The following is a 16,078-nucleotide window of genomic DNA, read 5'->3' on the forward strand; positions in this document are numbered from 1 at the left end:
TTTAATACAATATAATAGTCATTTAGCATAAATTATTGGACACATTAAGATGAGTTAACTAAAATAATATATAAATACTTTCTTAGAAAGGAGAAGGATTAACTTGGATTACATAATTAATATATTAATTCAATTTATGGACAGAGCTGTATTACTTCTTGCATGTTTATTTACTATAACTAGGCTACAAAGTTTTAGAAATATATTTCAAAGAGATACCTATAGAAAAAAGGATTACTTAATTGCATGTACAGTCTTTTCTGTGTTTGCAATACTATCAACATATACAGGTCTTAATGTAGAAGGTTCTTTAGTAAATGTTAGAACTATTACTATAGTATCTGGAGGAATAATTTTTGGTCCAGTTGTTGGAATAGTAACAGGAGTGATATCTGGAGTACATAGATATCTAATAGATATAGGGGGAATAACTTCTATTCCATGCCTCATAAGCAGTATATGTGCTGGAATAATCTCTGGGTATATTAATAGAAAGGTAAAAAGAAACTATAGATGGATAGCAGGAATAATAGCAGGAATGTTTTCTGAGACTATTACAATGATACTTATACTTCTATTAAGTAAGCCTCATTCCTTAGGTTACGACATCGTATCTAAAATTGCTGTTCCAATGATTATTGGGCAAATCTGCGTAGGATTTATTGTATTATTAGTTCAAAGTATAGAAAATGATAAAGAAAAGATTTCTGCTAAACAAGCAAAATTAGCGCTAGATATAGCAAACAAAACTCTTCCTTATTTCAGGAAAATTAATAGTGAATCTTTAAATAAAATATGTACTATTATATAAAGAAGATATTCAAGCTGATGCAGTTTCAATAACTGACACGAAAAATATATTAGCTTATAGTGGTATTGGTAAAGAATATTATAATATTGGTCATGAAATTATAAATTCTGAAACAAAAGAAGCTATTAGTAGTGGTAAAATAGTCATAAAAAATACCGGTTTTAAAGAAAAAACATCACTTTTAAAATCAGCCATTATTATACCACTTAAGGAAAAAAATGAAGTTACTGGTGCATTAAAAATATACTATAGAGCTTCTAACAACATAACTTATACTATAGAAACTCTTGCTGTAGGACTTTCACAAATCATTTCGACTCTTATGGAAGTATCAAAAGTTGAAGAAATGAAGGAAATGGCTAATAAAGCAGAACTTAAAGCCCTTCAAACACAAATTAATCCTCATTTCTTATTTAATGCACTAAACGCTATAGCTTCTTCTATACGGATAAATCCTAATAATGCAAGAGAACTTATAATAAATTTATCAAGTTACTTAAGATTTAATTTAGAATTAAACAGTGAATTTATAGATGTAAAAAAAGAGCTTAAGCAAGTAAAAGATTATATTGAAATAGAAAAGGCTAGATTTGGAGATAAACTAAATGTCATCTATGATATAGATGATGTTAATATTAAAATACCAAGTCTTACAATACAACCTTTAGTTGAAAATGCTATAGTCCATGGGATTTTAAAGGATAACCATAATGGAACAGTTAAAATAAGTTTAAAGGACGAAGGTGAAAAAGTTAAGATTTCTATAATAGATAGTGGTGTAGGAATAAGTGAAGAAATGATAAGTAATATTTATACTGATAATGTTCCAGAAAAGAAAATAGGCCTTTATAATGTTCATTCAAGAATTAAGCTTATTTATGGAGAAGGTCTTAACATAAAAAGACTAGATAAAGGAACTATGGTAGAATTTTATATAAAGAAAAAAATATAAGAGGGTGAAATATATGAAAGCAATAATAGTTGATGATGAATTCTTAGCAAGAGAAGAACTTAAATATTTTATTCAAAATTACAGTAAAATAGATATAGTCGCAGAATTTGCAGATGGAATAGAAGTTCTTAAATTCATTCAAAATAATGAAATTGATGTTATATTTTTAGATATAAATATTCCTTCACTAGATGGTGTTTTACTTGCTAAAAGTATAAGTAAATTTACAAAGAAACCTTATATAGTTTTTATAACAGCATATAAGGAACATGCTGTTGAAGCCTTTGAAGTTGAAGCTTTTGATTATATATTAAAGCCTTACTCCGAATCTAGAATTGTATCAATGCTAAAAAAATTAGAAAGTGTTGATAATAACACTAAAAATAATTCTCATAAAAATATCATATCAAATAAGATAAATTTATGGAAAAATGAAAAAATAATAGTTGTAGATATTAATGATATATATTATTGTGTAGCAAGAGAAAGAATAACTTATGTTTTTACTAAAAATGAGGAATATTCAGTTAACCTATCCATATCTGATTTTTACGAAAAGCTTCCTAAAAATATATTCTTTAGATGCCATAGATCATATATAGTAAATATTAATAAAATAAGAGAAATAATACCTTGGTTTAATAGTACCTATAACTTGAAACTTCAAGATATCGATTATGAAGTTCCTGTTAGCAGAAGTAATGTAAAAGAATTCAAGCAACTCATGAACATATAAATGCATTCTATTCAAATTTTTTTGTATTTCATTCATAAAATAATAATTTTATTTTTTACGGATTTATAATGAAAACATAAACAGTGTTTGATTATAAAACTTAGTAAATGTTATATATGTAAAAATAAAATTAGAGGTGAATGAAATGAAAAAAGTATCAGAAAATCGTTGGTTAATAGTTTTAGGTTCAGTAATTACCCAACTTGGATTAGGGACAATTTATACTTGGAGTTTATTTAACCAACCCCTAGTAAATAAATTTGGATTTCAATTAAATAAGGTTGCAATTACCTTCTCTATAACTAGTTTTGCTTTAGCAGTATCTACACTAGCTGCTGGTAAACTTCAAGACAAGCTAGGAATTAGAAAACTTACTTCAATTGCAGGTATAATACTAGGTATAGGATTGATATTAACATCATTTGATTCCTCATTACCTATGCTTTATATTACAGCTGGTGTGATAGTTGGGGCTGCAGACGGTATAGCATATATTACAACACTTTCAAATTGTATTAAATGGTTTCCTGATAAAAAAGGACTTATTTCTGGTATTTCAGTAGGAGCTTATGGAACAGGTAGTTTAGTTTTTAAATATATAAATGGAGGCTTAATTAATAATGTAGGAGTTTCAAAAGCATTTTTATATTGGGGAGTTATAGCTATGGCTTTAATCTTTATAGGTGCTCAACTTTTAAAGGATGCTCCATTAATAATCAGTAATTCTACAGATAGTAAGAATACAAAGGAGTTTACAGTAAAAGAAATGCTTAAAACAAAAGAAGCTTATGCTTTATTTGTAATATTCTTCTCAGCATGTATGAGTGGTCTTTATCTAATAGGTATAGTTAAAGATATTGGTGTTGAACTAGTTGGACTTACACCTGAAGTAGCAGCAAATGCAGTTGCCATGGTAGCAATATTTAATACAGCTGGAAGAATTATATTAGGTGCTTTATCAGATAAGCTTGGTAGATTAAAAGTAGTAATTTTATCACTTTCAATTACAACTGTTGCAGTATTTGTACTAAGCTTTGCACATTTAAACTTCGCAATCTTCTTTGCTTGTGTTGCATCAATTGCATTTTGTTTTGGAGGAAATATTACAATCTTCCCAGCTATAGTAGGAGATTTCTTTGGTGTTAATAATCAAACTAAAAACTACGGAATTATATATCAAGGATTTGGTTTAGGAGCAATTTCAGGTTCATTTATAGCATCATTAACAGGAGGCTTTAAATCTACATTCATAGTTATTGGAGCTTTATGCTTAATATCAATAGTTTTAGCTTCTACAATACAATCTGTAAAATCAAATCAAAAAATTAAACATAATGCTAAACTTGTAGAAAAAATTGCATAATCTCCTTTCATATTTTATATATGAATTAAAATAAAAGGGCTGTCACATAATTAAATTGCTTTCTGTGGCAGCTCCTTTTTTTTGTAAATTTACAATTACTTTTTTATTATTGCTGTAACCACTTCTATTGCTTTCATATTTTCTATTTACTTTTCTAAATAGTTTTGTAGTTACTAAATTTTTTAATAAGGTAACTACATTTCTCTATAGTAAACTAATTTATATAAGCAAGTCACTACATCTATAATCAAAGAATAATATTTAATAAATAAAAAAAATAGGGAATAGCTAAAAGCTATTCCCTACTTTATACAGACACCCACGGATTTTTTCATAACTTTTCTTTAATTATTTATTAGTAGATATTCTTACTAAAGTACCTATCTCCTCTATCTGGAAAAATGGTAACTATATTCCCTTTATCTATTTTATCCGATAATTTTAATGTAGCAGATAGTGCTGCTCCAGAAGAACTTCCTACAATCAGTCCTTCCTTTAATGCTATTAATTTTACCATATCATATGCATCTTTATCAGAAACCTTTATAACATCATCTACTAATTTCATATCCATGGTACTAGGAATAAAGTTATTTCCAATCCCTTCAATATCATAACAGCCTTCAATACCCCCACCCATAGTCGAGCCTTCTGGATCTGCTAAAATGGTTTTTATATCTTTATTTTTTTCTTTTAGATATTTAGCTACTCCAGTAAATGTTCCTCCACTTCCTGCTCCACACACTAAGTAATCTATTTTCCCTTCCATAGCTTCATATATTTCTGGAGCAGTTGTTTCATAGTGAGCAAGAGGATTTGCTTGATTTTCAAATTGTCTTAAGCTTATTGAATTTTCTATAGTATTTAGTAATTCTTCTGCCCTTTTTACAGCTCCAAGCATTCCTTCTTCTCTTGGTGTATTTATAATTTTCGCTCCTAAAGCTCTCATTAATGTTTGTTTTTCTATTGAAAACTTTGTTGGAACCACAAATATTATATTATAGCCTTTATTTATTGCAGCAATAGCTATTCCAAGACCAGTATTTCCTGCAGTTGCTTCTATTATTGTATATCCTTTTTTTAATATTCCTTCTCTTTCTGCTGCTTCTATCATGTAAATTCCTATTCTGTCTTTTACACTTCCTCCAGGATTATTTCCTTCAAGCTTTGCAAATATATTCACACCTTCTTTAATATTTAAATTATTAAGTTTAATTATTGGGGTGTTACCTATTAACTCTTGAATATTATTTAAATATTTCACTGCTAAAGCCTTCCTTTATTGCTTTATTAGCATATTCATGTGCAAGCTCTATAGAATGATCTCTGTAATTACCACATTGAAGTTCGTTAGCAGCTGGAACTTCTTTTGCTTCTAACACTTTTTTCAAACCATATTCTAATGCTTCTATTACCTCATTTACTTCAACATCTCCCCAAGCTGTCAAATAAAATCCTGTTCTGCATCCCATTGGTGAAATGTCTATTATAGTCTCTATTTTTTCTCTCATAAATCCTGCTAGTAAATGTTCTAAGCTATGAATTGCAGCAGTTGGCATTACTTCTTTATTAGGTTGTAAAAATCTCAAGTCAAATTTTGATATACTATCTCCATTAACTCCTTTTTGAACTCCGCATTTTCTAACGAAAGGTGCCTTCACCTTTGTGTGATCTAATGAAAAACTTTCTACTTTAACCATTTAACTCACTCTCCTTTAATGCATTTTCTATATCTTTTATTAAATCTTCAACATTTTCTATACCGATAGATATCCTTATTAAATTATCAACTATTCCAACCTTTTGTCTTATCTCATAAGGTATTGCAGCATGAGTCATTGAAGCTGGATGACAAATTAATGATTCAACACCACCTAAGCTTTCAGCAAAAGTTATTATCTTAAGACTTTCAAAAAACTTTTTATAGTCATAACCTTCTTTTAAAACAAATGATATCATTCCACCATAGCCCTTAGCTTGTTTCTTTTGAATTTCATGTCCTTGGTGTTCTTTAAGACCTGGATAATATACCTTTTCAATTTCTTCTCTACTTTTCAAAAATTCAGCAATTACTTTCGCATTTTCATTATGCCTATCCATTCTGACAGCTAATGTCTTTATGCCTTTTAATAACATAAAAGAATCAAAAGGTGATAAAATTCCACCTGTTGAGTTTTGAATAAAATGAAGTCTTTTAGCTAAATCTTTACTGTTAACAACAACTACTCCAGAAACTGTGTCACTATGTCCACCAAGATACTTAGTAGCACTATGAATTACTATGTCAGCCCCAAGTTTAATTGGCTTTTGAAGATAAGGAGTCATAAATGTGTTATCAACTATAGTGTATATCCCGTTTTCTTTAGCTATATTTGAAATTGCTTCAATATTAGTTATATCCATTAAAGGATTTGTTGGACTTTCTATAAAAATAGCTATTACAGTTTCATCAATACTGTTTTTTACTTCTTCTAAATTAGAAGTATCAACTAATTGATATTTAATTCCAAAATGGTTAAAGACCTTGTCTAAAACTCTAAAGGTTCCTCCATATACATTGTTTGAAATAACTATCTTATCACCTGATTTAAAAAGGGAAAGAACAGCAGTAGTAGCTGCCATTCCAGAAGCAAACCCAAAACCTGCATAACCTTCTTCAAGATCTGAAACAAGTTTTTCTAAAGCCTCTCTTGTTGGATTCCCTGTTCTCGAATACTCATAACCTTTATTTACACCAAACTTTGGTTGTTTATAAGTTGAAGTCTGATATATTGGTATATTTACTGCTCCTGTTTTCTCTTCCCCATCTATTCCTCCATGAATTAACAATGATTCTATTTTCATCTCCTAATTACCCCCTATTATTTTCTAGTTGCTCTTGCTATAAAGATTCCTGTTTCAGTATATTCTCCCTTGCTTGAATAACCTTTGCAGCTTAAATCTGTATTTTCTATTTGTATATTATTAAAGCCTGCTTCTTCTAGCCAATTTTTTATTTGCTCATTTGAAAATCCAAGCCACTCATCAAACATTTCTTCTCTAGCCCATTCCCCATCATGCTCCATAACATCAGATATAATTACTATCCCATCTTTTTTTAATACTCTATGCATTTCTGATATAGCCTTTTTTGCATCCTTTATATGATGAAGTGCCATATTTATAAAAATAGCATCTACAGATTCATCAAAAAGTGTTAAATTATCAAGTGAAGATTTAATAAGATACAAGTTTTTATAATTTTTATCAGATGCATTAATCTTTAATTGCTTAAGCATATTGCTTGAATTATCTACAGAAAATACTATACTTGCTTCATTTGCTAATGCCAAAGAAACAAAGCCTGTCCCGCACCCTAAATCAGCTACAACTTTATCCTTTATATTAGTTATTGATAAAAGTTTATATTTTAGCCTTTCTTCAAAATAATCACTTCGTATAACATTCCAATTTTCAGCTATGGAATCAAAATATTGTACAGAATTCATAATACCCCTCCATTTTTAATTAATAATAATTTCAATTTTTCTATAAAATTTATTTAACTTACCTATTGTCATACTAGTTAAGTCAGATTTTTAAACAACACCTAACTAACTTGCTCCTAAATAAAAAAACTTCTGCCTCTAAAAACTTAGAGGCAGAAGTAAACTTCCGCGGTTCCACTCTAATTATCTAAGCTATCGCATTATTCATTTTAAATTGTGCGACTGCCATAAGACATCTTAATCTATTGGTACAAATATACCTCAACGCTTTAACGGGCGTTCCCGCTGAAGTCTACTATAATTTCGATTCAGAGCTCAGAGATGCACTTCAATTAATATCCACTTAAAACCTCTTACACCCAGGGAGGTTTCTCTCTGAAAGCTTTCATTAACTTACTCTTCTCGTCCTAGCCGATAATTCCTATCGGATTACTTTGTTTTATAATACTATTATATCACACAACTGTAAAATGTGTACCAAAAATAATATTTTTCTAAATTTTTTATTTTTATTATAGCCTTCATTTATACCATTCTGTAAGCACAAAAAACTCTTCAAAGCATACCAAAATAAAACTGGTAATGCTTCGAAGAGTAACAGTTCATATCTTTAAATAAATAAAACTACCTTGTATAATTTTTATTAATGCTATTTCATAATTATAAATAAACTTTTTCCTCTAACTTATTTAATATAATATTGCTCCTATACCTAATAATTTCAGATGATTTTTCAATATACCTCTCTGCAAACTTATTATAGTTATTTTCATTTTTGCTCCAAAAGCTTGACATTTGCCACCCTGGATATATTAATCCTCTATTGACATCATTAACTCCAAAACTAATTTCATTATTAATATAATAATCTAAAAAATTTAACTTACAAAATTCTAAAAATCCTCTTTCACTTTTTTCAAATCTATTAAAATAAAAACTATTACAATTTAATAATTCCTTAAATCCTTTATTATTACTATAATCTGATAAAAAATATAATCGTAATTCTAAAAGAAACTTATCAAAGTAATCTTTCCACCTGACACCTCTATATTGATTTATATTATTATTCTTATTGCTCTTATTAGGTAGTAGAGCCATATTCCCTATAGTTCTATAAAGCTTATGAAATTCAATTATTTTTTCCTTTAATTTTTCATCTTCTACTATAAAACTTTTATTTTCATTTCCTATTTCCAATGCCGTATAATTATTATTCCTAATATTACTTAGTTTCTTATTTAAATTTCTGCTAAATAAAGTATTAAATGAATTTATTATGTCTCCTCTATAATTTTTTCCTGTACCAATATCATTAAAATTTATATCTGGTAAAACATCCCCCCAAACAACACAATAAATAGCTCTTGCTAAAATTGTATCATCTGCATCAAATCCTTTATTTTTATTATATTATGTACATCCATATTTTTTATCTTCTCTTAATTCATTAAAGTTAAAATCTTTAATTTTTTCAATATCGCCTTCTAATTTTTCATCAATAAAAATCCTTATTAACTTAATACATTCCTTTTGATTTACTACATCCATTTTGGATTCGCCTTCTTCCATAAAATTCATATATCATTATTAATTATTGGTCATAAATCAAAATTTAATCATATGTTATAAACTTTATTTTCGAAAAATTATTCCCCCTAAAATATCTAATTAATAAATATTACTTAGGGGGAAAAATAAATATGCTATGTTTTCGTTATTAATATTAAATTTATTTATAGTAACTTCTTAATAATTCCTGAACTACGTCAATATCTGCAGGAACCCACTTATATAATGGTAATTCATTTATTGATACCCACTTTGCATCATTATGTGCATTTAAATTCAATGTACCGCCACATATTTCACAAATAAAACAATACATTGTTAAATGAAAAGTAGGATAATCATACTCTATTGTTGTAAGATGTTCTAAGTTGTTAATATCTAATTCTAGCTCTTCCTTAATTTCTCGTTTTAATGCTTCTTCTTGTGATTCTCCACTTTCTATCTTTCCACCAGGGAATTCCCACATATCTGCAAACTCTCCATAGCTCCTACGAGTTATAAATATCCTATCTTCCTTTTTTATTATTGCTGCAACAACTTCTATTACTTTCATATCTTGATTCCTTTTCTAAATAGTTTTGTAGTTACCACATTTTTAAATGAGGTAACTACATTTATTACTTAAATAATAATTGATTTATTTGCTTTATTAATTAACTTAGGAGGAATTTCTTCATCTAATTCCCATACAAAGCTTATTGGTTTATTTCCAGTATGGCTTCTATATTCACAAGTTCCTAAATATGTGAATGGAGATGTTAGACCATCTTTTGATTTATACTCTCTAACAAATAGAGCTATTTTATTTTTTGTTTTTAAGTGATTAATATATCTTTGTCCTGTTGTACTTTCAACTGAAGTCCTTGACTGAGTTTGCCAATGAAATAATTTTTCATTTATAGCATAATCCTCATATAATGTTGAAGGTGAAAAGTCTTTATCACTTATTAATCTTTTCCTTTGAATAAATTTTATATATGAATTCTCCTTGTTATATACTTTGCCTATATTTTTTCCCTGTAAAAACTACTTAAATTCTATTTTATTTCTTGTTTAACTTTAAAAATTCTATTTAAATTTAGCATTCTTGTATAAAATTCTATTTATTATTCCCTTCTATTACTTTATATAATAATAAAAAGCTACATTATCCATGCAGCTCTATATTATTAAAAATTACTCAAAATTTATTTTTATATTAATATTTAGTTATATATCTTCATTTTCTATTATACTATGTAATTTTTTGCCCATATGCTCTATTAAATTTACAACTAACGCATTTCCCATACAAAAGTATCTAAATGAATGTGTCATCCCTGTATTAGTCCAATCATCTGGAAATCCATTTATTCTTTCACATTCAACAGGTGCTAATATTCTTAACTTACCTGTAGAAATATCTTTAACAACATGTGTGCTTCTATTTTTACTTCCCTCACTTGTCAGCATTGTTCTTGCTGGCTTATCTATTAAATCTGGAAACGCTATTCCACCTTCTCTAAATATATACTTATGCCCACTTTTAGAGGTTCTTTCAATAGCTTTAGCTCCTTTCATATAAGTCCACTTTTCTAAATCATCTTCAGATAAAATATATTTTTCATCCACATTCTTTTCTAAAATCTCATTTAAAGTTATTTGATACCCTGTTAATAAAGCATTAGGATTGGTATCTATTGTATAAATTGTTCCATTCTTATACACTCCAGAATTTCCAAACTCAAATGAAAAGTCATTAGAAATATCAAGTATATCTAAATTATAATTATTCTTTATATTTATGCTTCTAATACTTTCTTTAGAGAATTTTTCCACACTAAATATTGAACTAAAAAAACCCTTATCTTGAATTTGTTCATATTCACTTTGTGCTTCTAATTCCATATAATATTTAGTTGTGTTATGTACTGCGAAAATAAATGTACGTCTTCTTCTTTGTTGAAAACCATATTCAGCCGCATTTATTACTCTCCACTCAACAGAATATCCTAATTTTGCTAAGCAACTAATAATAATTCCAAAATCTCTTCCACGTTGACTTGATGGTGATTTTAGTAATCTATCTACATTCTCTAATAATATGAACGGCGGCTTCTTTACACTCAATATTCTTTCAATCTCCCACCAAAGTACTCCTTTTTTCCCTTGTATTCCACGAGCTCCAGTGCTTGCAACTGAATAGTCTTGACATGGAAAACCACCTACCAATAATGTATGATTTGGAATATGTTCCGCTGGAACTTGAGATATATCTACATTACTATACTCATCTATGCCACCAGAGGCTTCAAAATGACTTTTATAACACTCAAAGGCATGTTGAACTTTTTTACTGGGTTCCCATTGATTTGCCCAAACCGTTTTCCAATCTGATGAACTTTTCTCAAGACCAACTCTAAATCCACCTACCCCAGCAAATAATTCACAAATTGTATGTTTCATATTGATAACCTCCTAATTTACTACCTATACAAACGATCGTTCTATATATATTTATCATATTTCCTTATCTTATTCAAGAAATATTTTTATATATTTACTTATATTAAAATAACAAAAAAGTAGATAACTTAATAATACCTAAATTAAAAGTTATCTACAATAAATATATTATTCCACTTCATAAAATTGAAGTTTATTATCATTGAATCTATATTTTATTAATCTTACATAACTCCAAGTACTCGCTACAGTTGGCCTTTTTCCTTTTATATAGTTTCTTATACATATTTCATTTTTATACTTAATTACATCTTCACTAAAATCATATGAAACAATAAAAGCTTGAATCATACCATAATCTCCAAAAGAATACTCTCCATTAATCCAATCAACATATTTCATTATTTGATTTATTGTATCTTTTGTTGCTTCGTCTTTTTTTATTTCTACAACCAAATATTTAGAAATTGTATCAAATCCCTCTATATACTTAAATCCGAATAAATCCATTTTATCCATATAATCTATTGCTTTAAATGGAGATGCTATAACTTGATGTGATATATAATCCCAAGAGCCAAATATATTACAATTATTATTACTTATGATATCTATTAATGCTGCTTCTATAGCCATTTCATGTTTTATTCTATCTCTATTATATGAATTTAGCAATAGAGGCTCTGAGTTCATAATATATCTTTCATCTAGTTTATCTGATAATTCATTTCTAAAATTTAAATTATATTCAAATGAATTTCCATCTTCATAAATAAACTCTTCGTTTCTTTTTAAGATAATATCTCTAAGTGCTTTATTTTCATCTTCATCTACCTTTATAAAAGATAACTTCCAAAATGCTCTTAATGACTTAAATTTAATTGGGTTTGAGGCCAAAACCTCATCCATATCAATACCATTAGTGAAAAATTTAGGATATGGCTTAAAAATACAAAAACATCTATTTTTAATATTTTTCTCTTTATTCATAATCATGCTATTTTTTATTTCATTATACTCATAATTTTGAGGCCTACCTGCATCAATATAATTCCAGTACTTGCAATCATATTTTACTTTTACTAATTCTCCAATTCCATATATTTTTCTTTTAATGAAAAAATATATATTATCTCCAGGTTTCATTCCAAAATAGTCTGCAAAAGTTCCCTCATGATGTAGCTTCCATTTATTATTAATAGGGTCGCTTAAATTTGTACTATATATTCCATTTATTATACACTCTTTTAACGAGTCCTCATTATCCATACTCATTATATATCCTGCCATTTTTTCTTCTCCATTTACTTACTTTAAGATTTATCTATTTGATTTTTTATATATTTAGCATTTAACCAAAAGCATTTCTTTCTTGCTCTCATACCTTGTGGTGTAATAATTAAATCACTTGAGTTACGTGCTTTTGGTCTTATATGAGCTATTTCTCCATCACTTATCTTAATAAACTTTTCATATTCACATTGTTTTATTTTATTTATAGTATCTAACCAAACCCTATACATACTACCATCTAAATCAGATATAGGCATATTCCAAAACATTACTTTATAAAGATAAATATTATCTAAGGTTAATTCTGATTGTTTTTCGAAATTAATTTTACTCTTAAAAATTATCCATAAGTATTTTTTATTTTCAAATTTATTTCGTATTGTAGATTCTTCCCATTCTTCTCCAACTATTTCACAGTAATTAATTTGCTCAAAAGACATTGATTCCTTTGGCATGCCATTAGGTTTTAGCAAAATAGTTTTCACCTCTATATTTGCCTTTTTAAACTCTTCAAAATTTTCAAGCTTGTCTCCAAAAGTAACTTTACAAACATCATCTACTATGAGTCTTATAAAATTTTTAGCTTTTCTTTCCCTATTTATTGAATATATATTAATAATTTCAGAAATGCTTTTATTTAAAAGTTGATTAAATAATTTATATATTTTTTCATCAAATAAAAATTTTTCATCTGATAATGGATTTAAAAGCTTTACTTCTCTAAGCCGCTCTCTTTCCAATAATTCATCTATAATATAATCAACATATTGTCTTTTATAAGAAAATGCTCTTTGTTGAGCCATAATTTCTGAATTAGGTTGTCGCCTTTTACTCTTTTCTGCTGTGCTCCCTTTAGTACATGCACCAAGATACATGGTATCACCTTCAGAAATTTCATGTGCTCTACCATTCCTAACTTTATCAGCTATTATATTCCAATCCCTTTCTATAATTTTCAAATCTTTTTCTGAGGGACTCCATAAGCTAATAATTTTAAATATTAAATCTTCTTTTTTAGCGTATTTCTCATTCATATAAAACATTAAAAGAAGTTCTTTACATTTTTTCATTATTGAATTATTTTGCCATGTTTCTTCATTCAATTTAAAATAATCAATAATACTAAGAACAATTCTTTCCTTTGCTGAATATCCAAGTTGTTCTCTTATACTATTAGAATTTTCTTTCTTAGTTATGGATTTTAACGGACAAACCTTTAATTCTACACCAACTTCACTAAAATCAGCTTCTTGCCTGCTATTAACCTTATATCCAAAATATTCTTCTTCTATAGTTTGTCCTAATCTACCTTTAGACTTTTCATCATTAAGTTTATTCTCATCTATATTTTTATTTATATTACTTAGACTTTTATTAAGTAATCTTCTAGCATATGCCTCTATTGATTCTTTATTTTCTTTATCATACTCATTCCCCAAAATCCCCACTCCTTCATGTTATATTCATATAATTAATATCAAAAATTTAATTCTAATCAATATATTTATACATTACTAAATTCATTCATATAAGATATTAAAAGATAGTGAATAAACTTATTAATTGTAGATTTAAGTTTCAACTACTTCTAAATAATTAAAATCAGTCTTATATACTTTTTTCCTAAAAGGTCTTTTAATACCTTTAATTATAAGTCAACTTATAAAAATATGATATAATATCTATATATTTTCTAAAAGTAAAAGAGGTATATATAAATTTTACTATTCTTTATTTCGTTATAGTTTATAAATTTTTAATACACAATCTGAATTAAATCAATTATTGAGTGAAATTGTTACTTCATTTAATAATGTCAGTGATGAAGATATTATTTAATATTTTTAGCAAGTGGGATACTTACTCCCCCACTAATATCCCCGGGCATAATATCTTATAATTTAGTATTGTAATATGCCCATTTTTATCTTGGCTCCAATTGTTCCTTCTACAATTCTATCTATAATTTCACTTTTCTTATTTCTACTCTTAATGTATACATTTGCTTGATTAGCTATTTTCTTTAAATCTATTACGTTAAATTTATTTAAATATTCTAATGCTTCATCTTTATTTGAATAGGAATATACCTTATCTATTACTTCTTCTACCTTTTCTTCTTTGTTATTTATTTTCTTACCTTTTAGATTCTTTTTATTATCTATTAAAGTTATTTTCTTTTCTCCTTTGATTAATGAATTTAAATCTTCGTCTTTAAGTTTTAATATAAAATCAAAAGCTAACTTACTTAATAAAAGTATTTCTTTCTTATTCATATTATTTTACCTCTCTTAAAAACTCATTTTTAAATTCTTCAAAATCAATATCTATATTGGATTTCTTTTTATTAATGTTATTTAAAACAAAAGGAATTGAAGTGCTATTATCTATTTCATTATCGTTGCTTCTAATACTACTATTGAAGGCTTTAACTCCTTTAATTTTCTTAACCTCTTGGAGATACTGATAATGCAAACTCTTAGGTTTACCACTTATTATCTTAACCATAGTTGGTAGTAATCCTAAATTTTTAACATCCATCTTATTAAATTCTCTAAGATCAAACTCATCTATACCTTTTGAAACTTCATCTCTTAACTTTTCAATATGCTCATATAGTGTAGGTGCGCCTACTGTAGATAGGTAATCTAACTTTGTTGGTATCAAATAATAATCCGAAGCATAAATTGCATTTTGTGTTATTAAATCAAAACTTGGTTGGCAATCTAATAATACAAAATCATACTCTCCATCAATAGTCATTATTTCATTCTTCAGTCTTGATATGCAATTTAGTCGATTCTTTGTAAGATTTCTTCTCCAAGGACCTTTTATAGTACGAGCTAAATCTATCTGTATCTCATATAAATCAGTACTAGATGGAAGTAACCCTATAGATTGTCCTCCATTTTTTATAATAATATCATTAGCTTTTAGATCTTTAGTAATATAATTCTTTATGTTATCTTTATTGTTATTAATTAATGTATTAAAGAAAGTTTTTATGGTTTTATCTTTTTTATAAGCCTTTTTCCAAACCTCAACATCTATATAAGAAAATGTTAAACTGGCTTGTGGATCTAAATCAACTAATAATACTTTATATCCTTCTAAAGCTAGTAAAGCTCCTAAATTAGATACAACTGTACTTTTGCCTACTCCTCCTTTGTAATTTACAATAGAAATGACTTTCAAAATAATTTCCCCTTTTACATACTCACTTTCTATATATACTATTGTAATTTTTAATTAATCCATGAACTATTTAAAAAACTCATTTATATTACTCTAAATAAAAATAAGCTAATACCTATTCAAACCTAGTTACTAGCTTATTCTTTAAAATTCCGTATATTTTTTTGCTTGTTCATTTAAATGTTTCTATCAAGTGATATACTTAGTATCTCACTAATACACC

Annotated in this window: 16 protein-coding genes, 1 pseudogene and 1 other annotated feature; of the genes and pseudogenes, 4 read left to right on the top strand and 13 right to left on the bottom strand. The window is 27.2% G+C overall.

Features of this window, described 5'->3' with window-relative positions; translation table 11 throughout:
* Positions 1-103 precede the first annotated feature (103 nt).
* From NSA50_RS19790 to NSA50_RS09125, 4 genes are all read left to right on the top strand, one after another.
* Positions 104-811, top strand: coding sequence for a LytS/YhcK type 5TM receptor domain-containing protein (locus NSA50_RS19790; RefSeq protein ID WP_306813925.1), 708 nt, complete (start codon positions 104-106; stop codon positions 809-811).
* 322 nt (positions 812-1,133) lie between these two features.
* Complete coding sequence (locus NSA50_RS19795) at positions 1,134-1,763, top strand: sensor histidine kinase (protein ID WP_306813926.1); 630 nt, start codon at positions 1,134-1,136, stop codon at positions 1,761-1,763.
* A 13-nt stretch (positions 1,764-1,776) separates the two neighbouring features.
* A complete protein-coding gene (locus NSA50_RS09120; RefSeq protein WP_257444571.1) occupies positions 1,777-2,499 on the top strand; it encodes a LytR/AlgR family response regulator transcription factor in 723 nt (240 codons plus the stop codon).
* Positions 2,500-2,644: 145 nt separating this feature from the next.
* Complete coding sequence (locus tag NSA50_RS09125; RefSeq protein ID WP_257444573.1) at positions 2,645-3,862, top strand: L-lactate MFS transporter; 1,218 nt, start codon at positions 2,645-2,647, stop codon at positions 3,860-3,862.
* Between the two features lie 355 nt (positions 3,863-4,217).
* Here the strand turns inward: NSA50_RS09125 and NSA50_RS09130 are convergent, their stop codons facing one another.
* The 13 genes and pseudogenes from NSA50_RS09130 to NSA50_RS09190 all read right to left on the bottom strand — a co-directional run bounded on the left by NSA50_RS09130 (position 4,218) and on the right by NSA50_RS09190 (position 15,855).
* Positions 4,218-5,126, bottom strand: a complete 909-nt coding sequence (locus NSA50_RS09130) for a pyridoxal-phosphate dependent enzyme (protein ID WP_195262904.1) — start codon at positions 5,124-5,126, stop codon at positions 4,218-4,220.
* Positions 5,110-5,562, bottom strand: coding sequence for an S-ribosylhomocysteine lyase (locus NSA50_RS09135; RefSeq protein ID WP_195262903.1), 453 nt, complete (start codon positions 5,560-5,562; stop codon positions 5,110-5,112). Before NSA50_RS09135 ends, NSA50_RS09130 begins: the two co-directional genes overlap by 17 nt.
* Entirely contained in the window at positions 5,555-6,706 is a 1,152-nt protein-coding gene (locus NSA50_RS09140; RefSeq protein WP_195262902.1) for a trans-sulfuration enzyme family protein, read from the bottom strand. The genes NSA50_RS09135 and NSA50_RS09140 overlap by 8 nt, the downstream gene beginning before the upstream one ends.
* Before the next feature lie 17 nt (positions 6,707-6,723).
* Positions 6,724-7,350 (bottom strand): class I SAM-dependent methyltransferase, encoded by a 627-nt coding sequence (locus NSA50_RS09145; RefSeq protein WP_195262901.1) that lies wholly within the window; start codon positions 7,348-7,350, stop codon positions 6,724-6,726.
* Between the two features lie 145 nt (positions 7,351-7,495).
* Positions 7,496-7,768: a binding site (T-box leader), on the bottom strand.
* Positions 7,769-8,010: 242 nt separating this feature from the next.
* The gene (locus NSA50_RS09150) at positions 8,011-8,550 is read right to left on the bottom strand and encodes a DUF6994 family protein (protein WP_195262900.1); all 540 of its coding nucleotides are present in this window, start codon (positions 8,548-8,550) and stop codon (positions 8,011-8,013) included.
* A 213-nt stretch (positions 8,551-8,763) separates the two neighbouring features.
* Positions 8,764-8,931, bottom strand: a complete 168-nt coding sequence (locus NSA50_RS09155) for a hypothetical protein (RefSeq protein ID WP_257444575.1) — start codon at positions 8,929-8,931, stop codon at positions 8,764-8,766.
* Positions 8,932-9,082: 151 nt separating this feature from the next.
* A complete protein-coding gene (mutT, locus tag NSA50_RS09160; RefSeq protein WP_257444576.1) occupies positions 9,083-9,475 on the bottom strand; it encodes an 8-oxo-dGTP diphosphatase MutT in 393 nt (130 codons plus the stop codon).
* A 68-nt stretch (positions 9,476-9,543) separates the two neighbouring features.
* Positions 9,544-9,867 (bottom strand): annotated as a pseudogene (locus NSA50_RS09165) (DUF3427 domain-containing protein); the annotation flags it as partial.
* A 264-nt stretch (positions 9,868-10,131) separates the two neighbouring features.
* Positions 10,132-11,367 carry a DNA (cytosine-5-)-methyltransferase gene (gene dcm, locus NSA50_RS09170; RefSeq protein ID WP_257444578.1) on the bottom strand — a complete coding sequence of 412 codons (1,236 nt, stop codon included), beginning with the start codon at positions 11,365-11,367 and terminating at the stop codon, positions 10,132-10,134.
* Between the two features lie 168 nt (positions 11,368-11,535).
* A complete protein-coding gene (locus NSA50_RS09175; protein WP_257444580.1) occupies positions 11,536-12,657 on the bottom strand; it encodes a PDDEXK family nuclease in 1,122 nt (373 codons plus the stop codon).
* Positions 12,658-12,680: 23 nt separating this feature from the next.
* Positions 12,681-14,099, bottom strand: coding sequence for a Sau3AI family type II restriction endonuclease (locus NSA50_RS09180; protein ID WP_257444582.1), 1,419 nt, complete (start codon positions 14,097-14,099; stop codon positions 12,681-12,683).
* A 462-nt stretch (positions 14,100-14,561) separates the two neighbouring features.
* Complete coding sequence (locus tag NSA50_RS09185) at positions 14,562-14,936, bottom strand: hypothetical protein (RefSeq protein WP_257444585.1); 375 nt, start codon at positions 14,934-14,936, stop codon at positions 14,562-14,564.
* A 1-nt stretch (position 14,937) separates the two neighbouring features.
* Positions 14,938-15,855: a ParA family protein gene (locus tag NSA50_RS09190; protein ID WP_257444587.1), complete on the bottom strand. Its 918-nt coding sequence runs from the start codon at positions 15,853-15,855 to the stop codon at positions 14,938-14,940.
* Positions 15,856-16,078: the final 223 nt, after the last annotated feature.

The organism is Clostridium mucosae (assembly GCF_024622765.1).
GTDB lineage: Bacteria > Bacillota > Clostridia > Clostridiales > Clostridiaceae > Clostridium.

What these genes read in the sequence shown, in the direction of transcription:
- mutT (WP_257444576.1), bottom strand. Translation starts at nt 9,475, where the DNA reads ATGAAAGTAATAGAAGTTGTTGCAGCAATAATAAAAAAGGAAGATAGG.
- NSA50_RS19795 (WP_306813926.1), top strand. Translation starts at nt 1,134, where the DNA reads ATGGAAGTATCAAAAGTTGAAGAAATGAAGGAAATGGCTAATAAAGCA.
- NSA50_RS09125 (WP_257444573.1), top strand. Translation starts at nt 2,645, where the DNA reads ATGAAAAAAGTATCAGAAAATCGTTGGTTAATAGTTTTAGGTTCAGTA.
- NSA50_RS09185 (WP_257444585.1), bottom strand. Translation starts at nt 14,936, where the DNA reads ATGAATAAGAAAGAAATACTTTTATTAAGTAAGTTAGCTTTTGATTTT.
- NSA50_RS09175 (WP_257444580.1), bottom strand. Translation starts at nt 12,657, where the DNA reads ATGGCAGGATATATAATGAGTATGGATAATGAGGACTCGTTAAAAGAG.
- NSA50_RS09135 (WP_195262903.1), bottom strand. Translation starts at nt 5,562, where the DNA reads ATGGTTAAAGTAGAAAGTTTTTCATTAGATCACACAAAGGTGAAGGCA.
- NSA50_RS09140 (WP_195262902.1), bottom strand. Translation starts at nt 6,706, where the DNA reads ATGAAAATAGAATCATTGTTAATTCATGGAGGAATAGATGGGGAAGAG.
- dcm (WP_257444578.1), bottom strand. Translation starts at nt 11,367, where the DNA reads ATGAAACATACAATTTGTGAATTATTTGCTGGGGTAGGTGGATTTAGA.
- NSA50_RS09120 (WP_257444571.1), top strand. Translation starts at nt 1,777, where the DNA reads ATGAAAGCAATAATAGTTGATGATGAATTCTTAGCAAGAGAAGAACTT.
- NSA50_RS09155 (WP_257444575.1), bottom strand. Translation starts at nt 8,931, where the DNA reads ATGAATTTTATGGAAGAAGGCGAATCCAAAATGGATGTAGTAAATCAA.
- NSA50_RS09145 (WP_195262901.1), bottom strand. Translation starts at nt 7,350, where the DNA reads ATGAATTCTGTACAATATTTTGATTCCATAGCTGAAAATTGGAATGTT.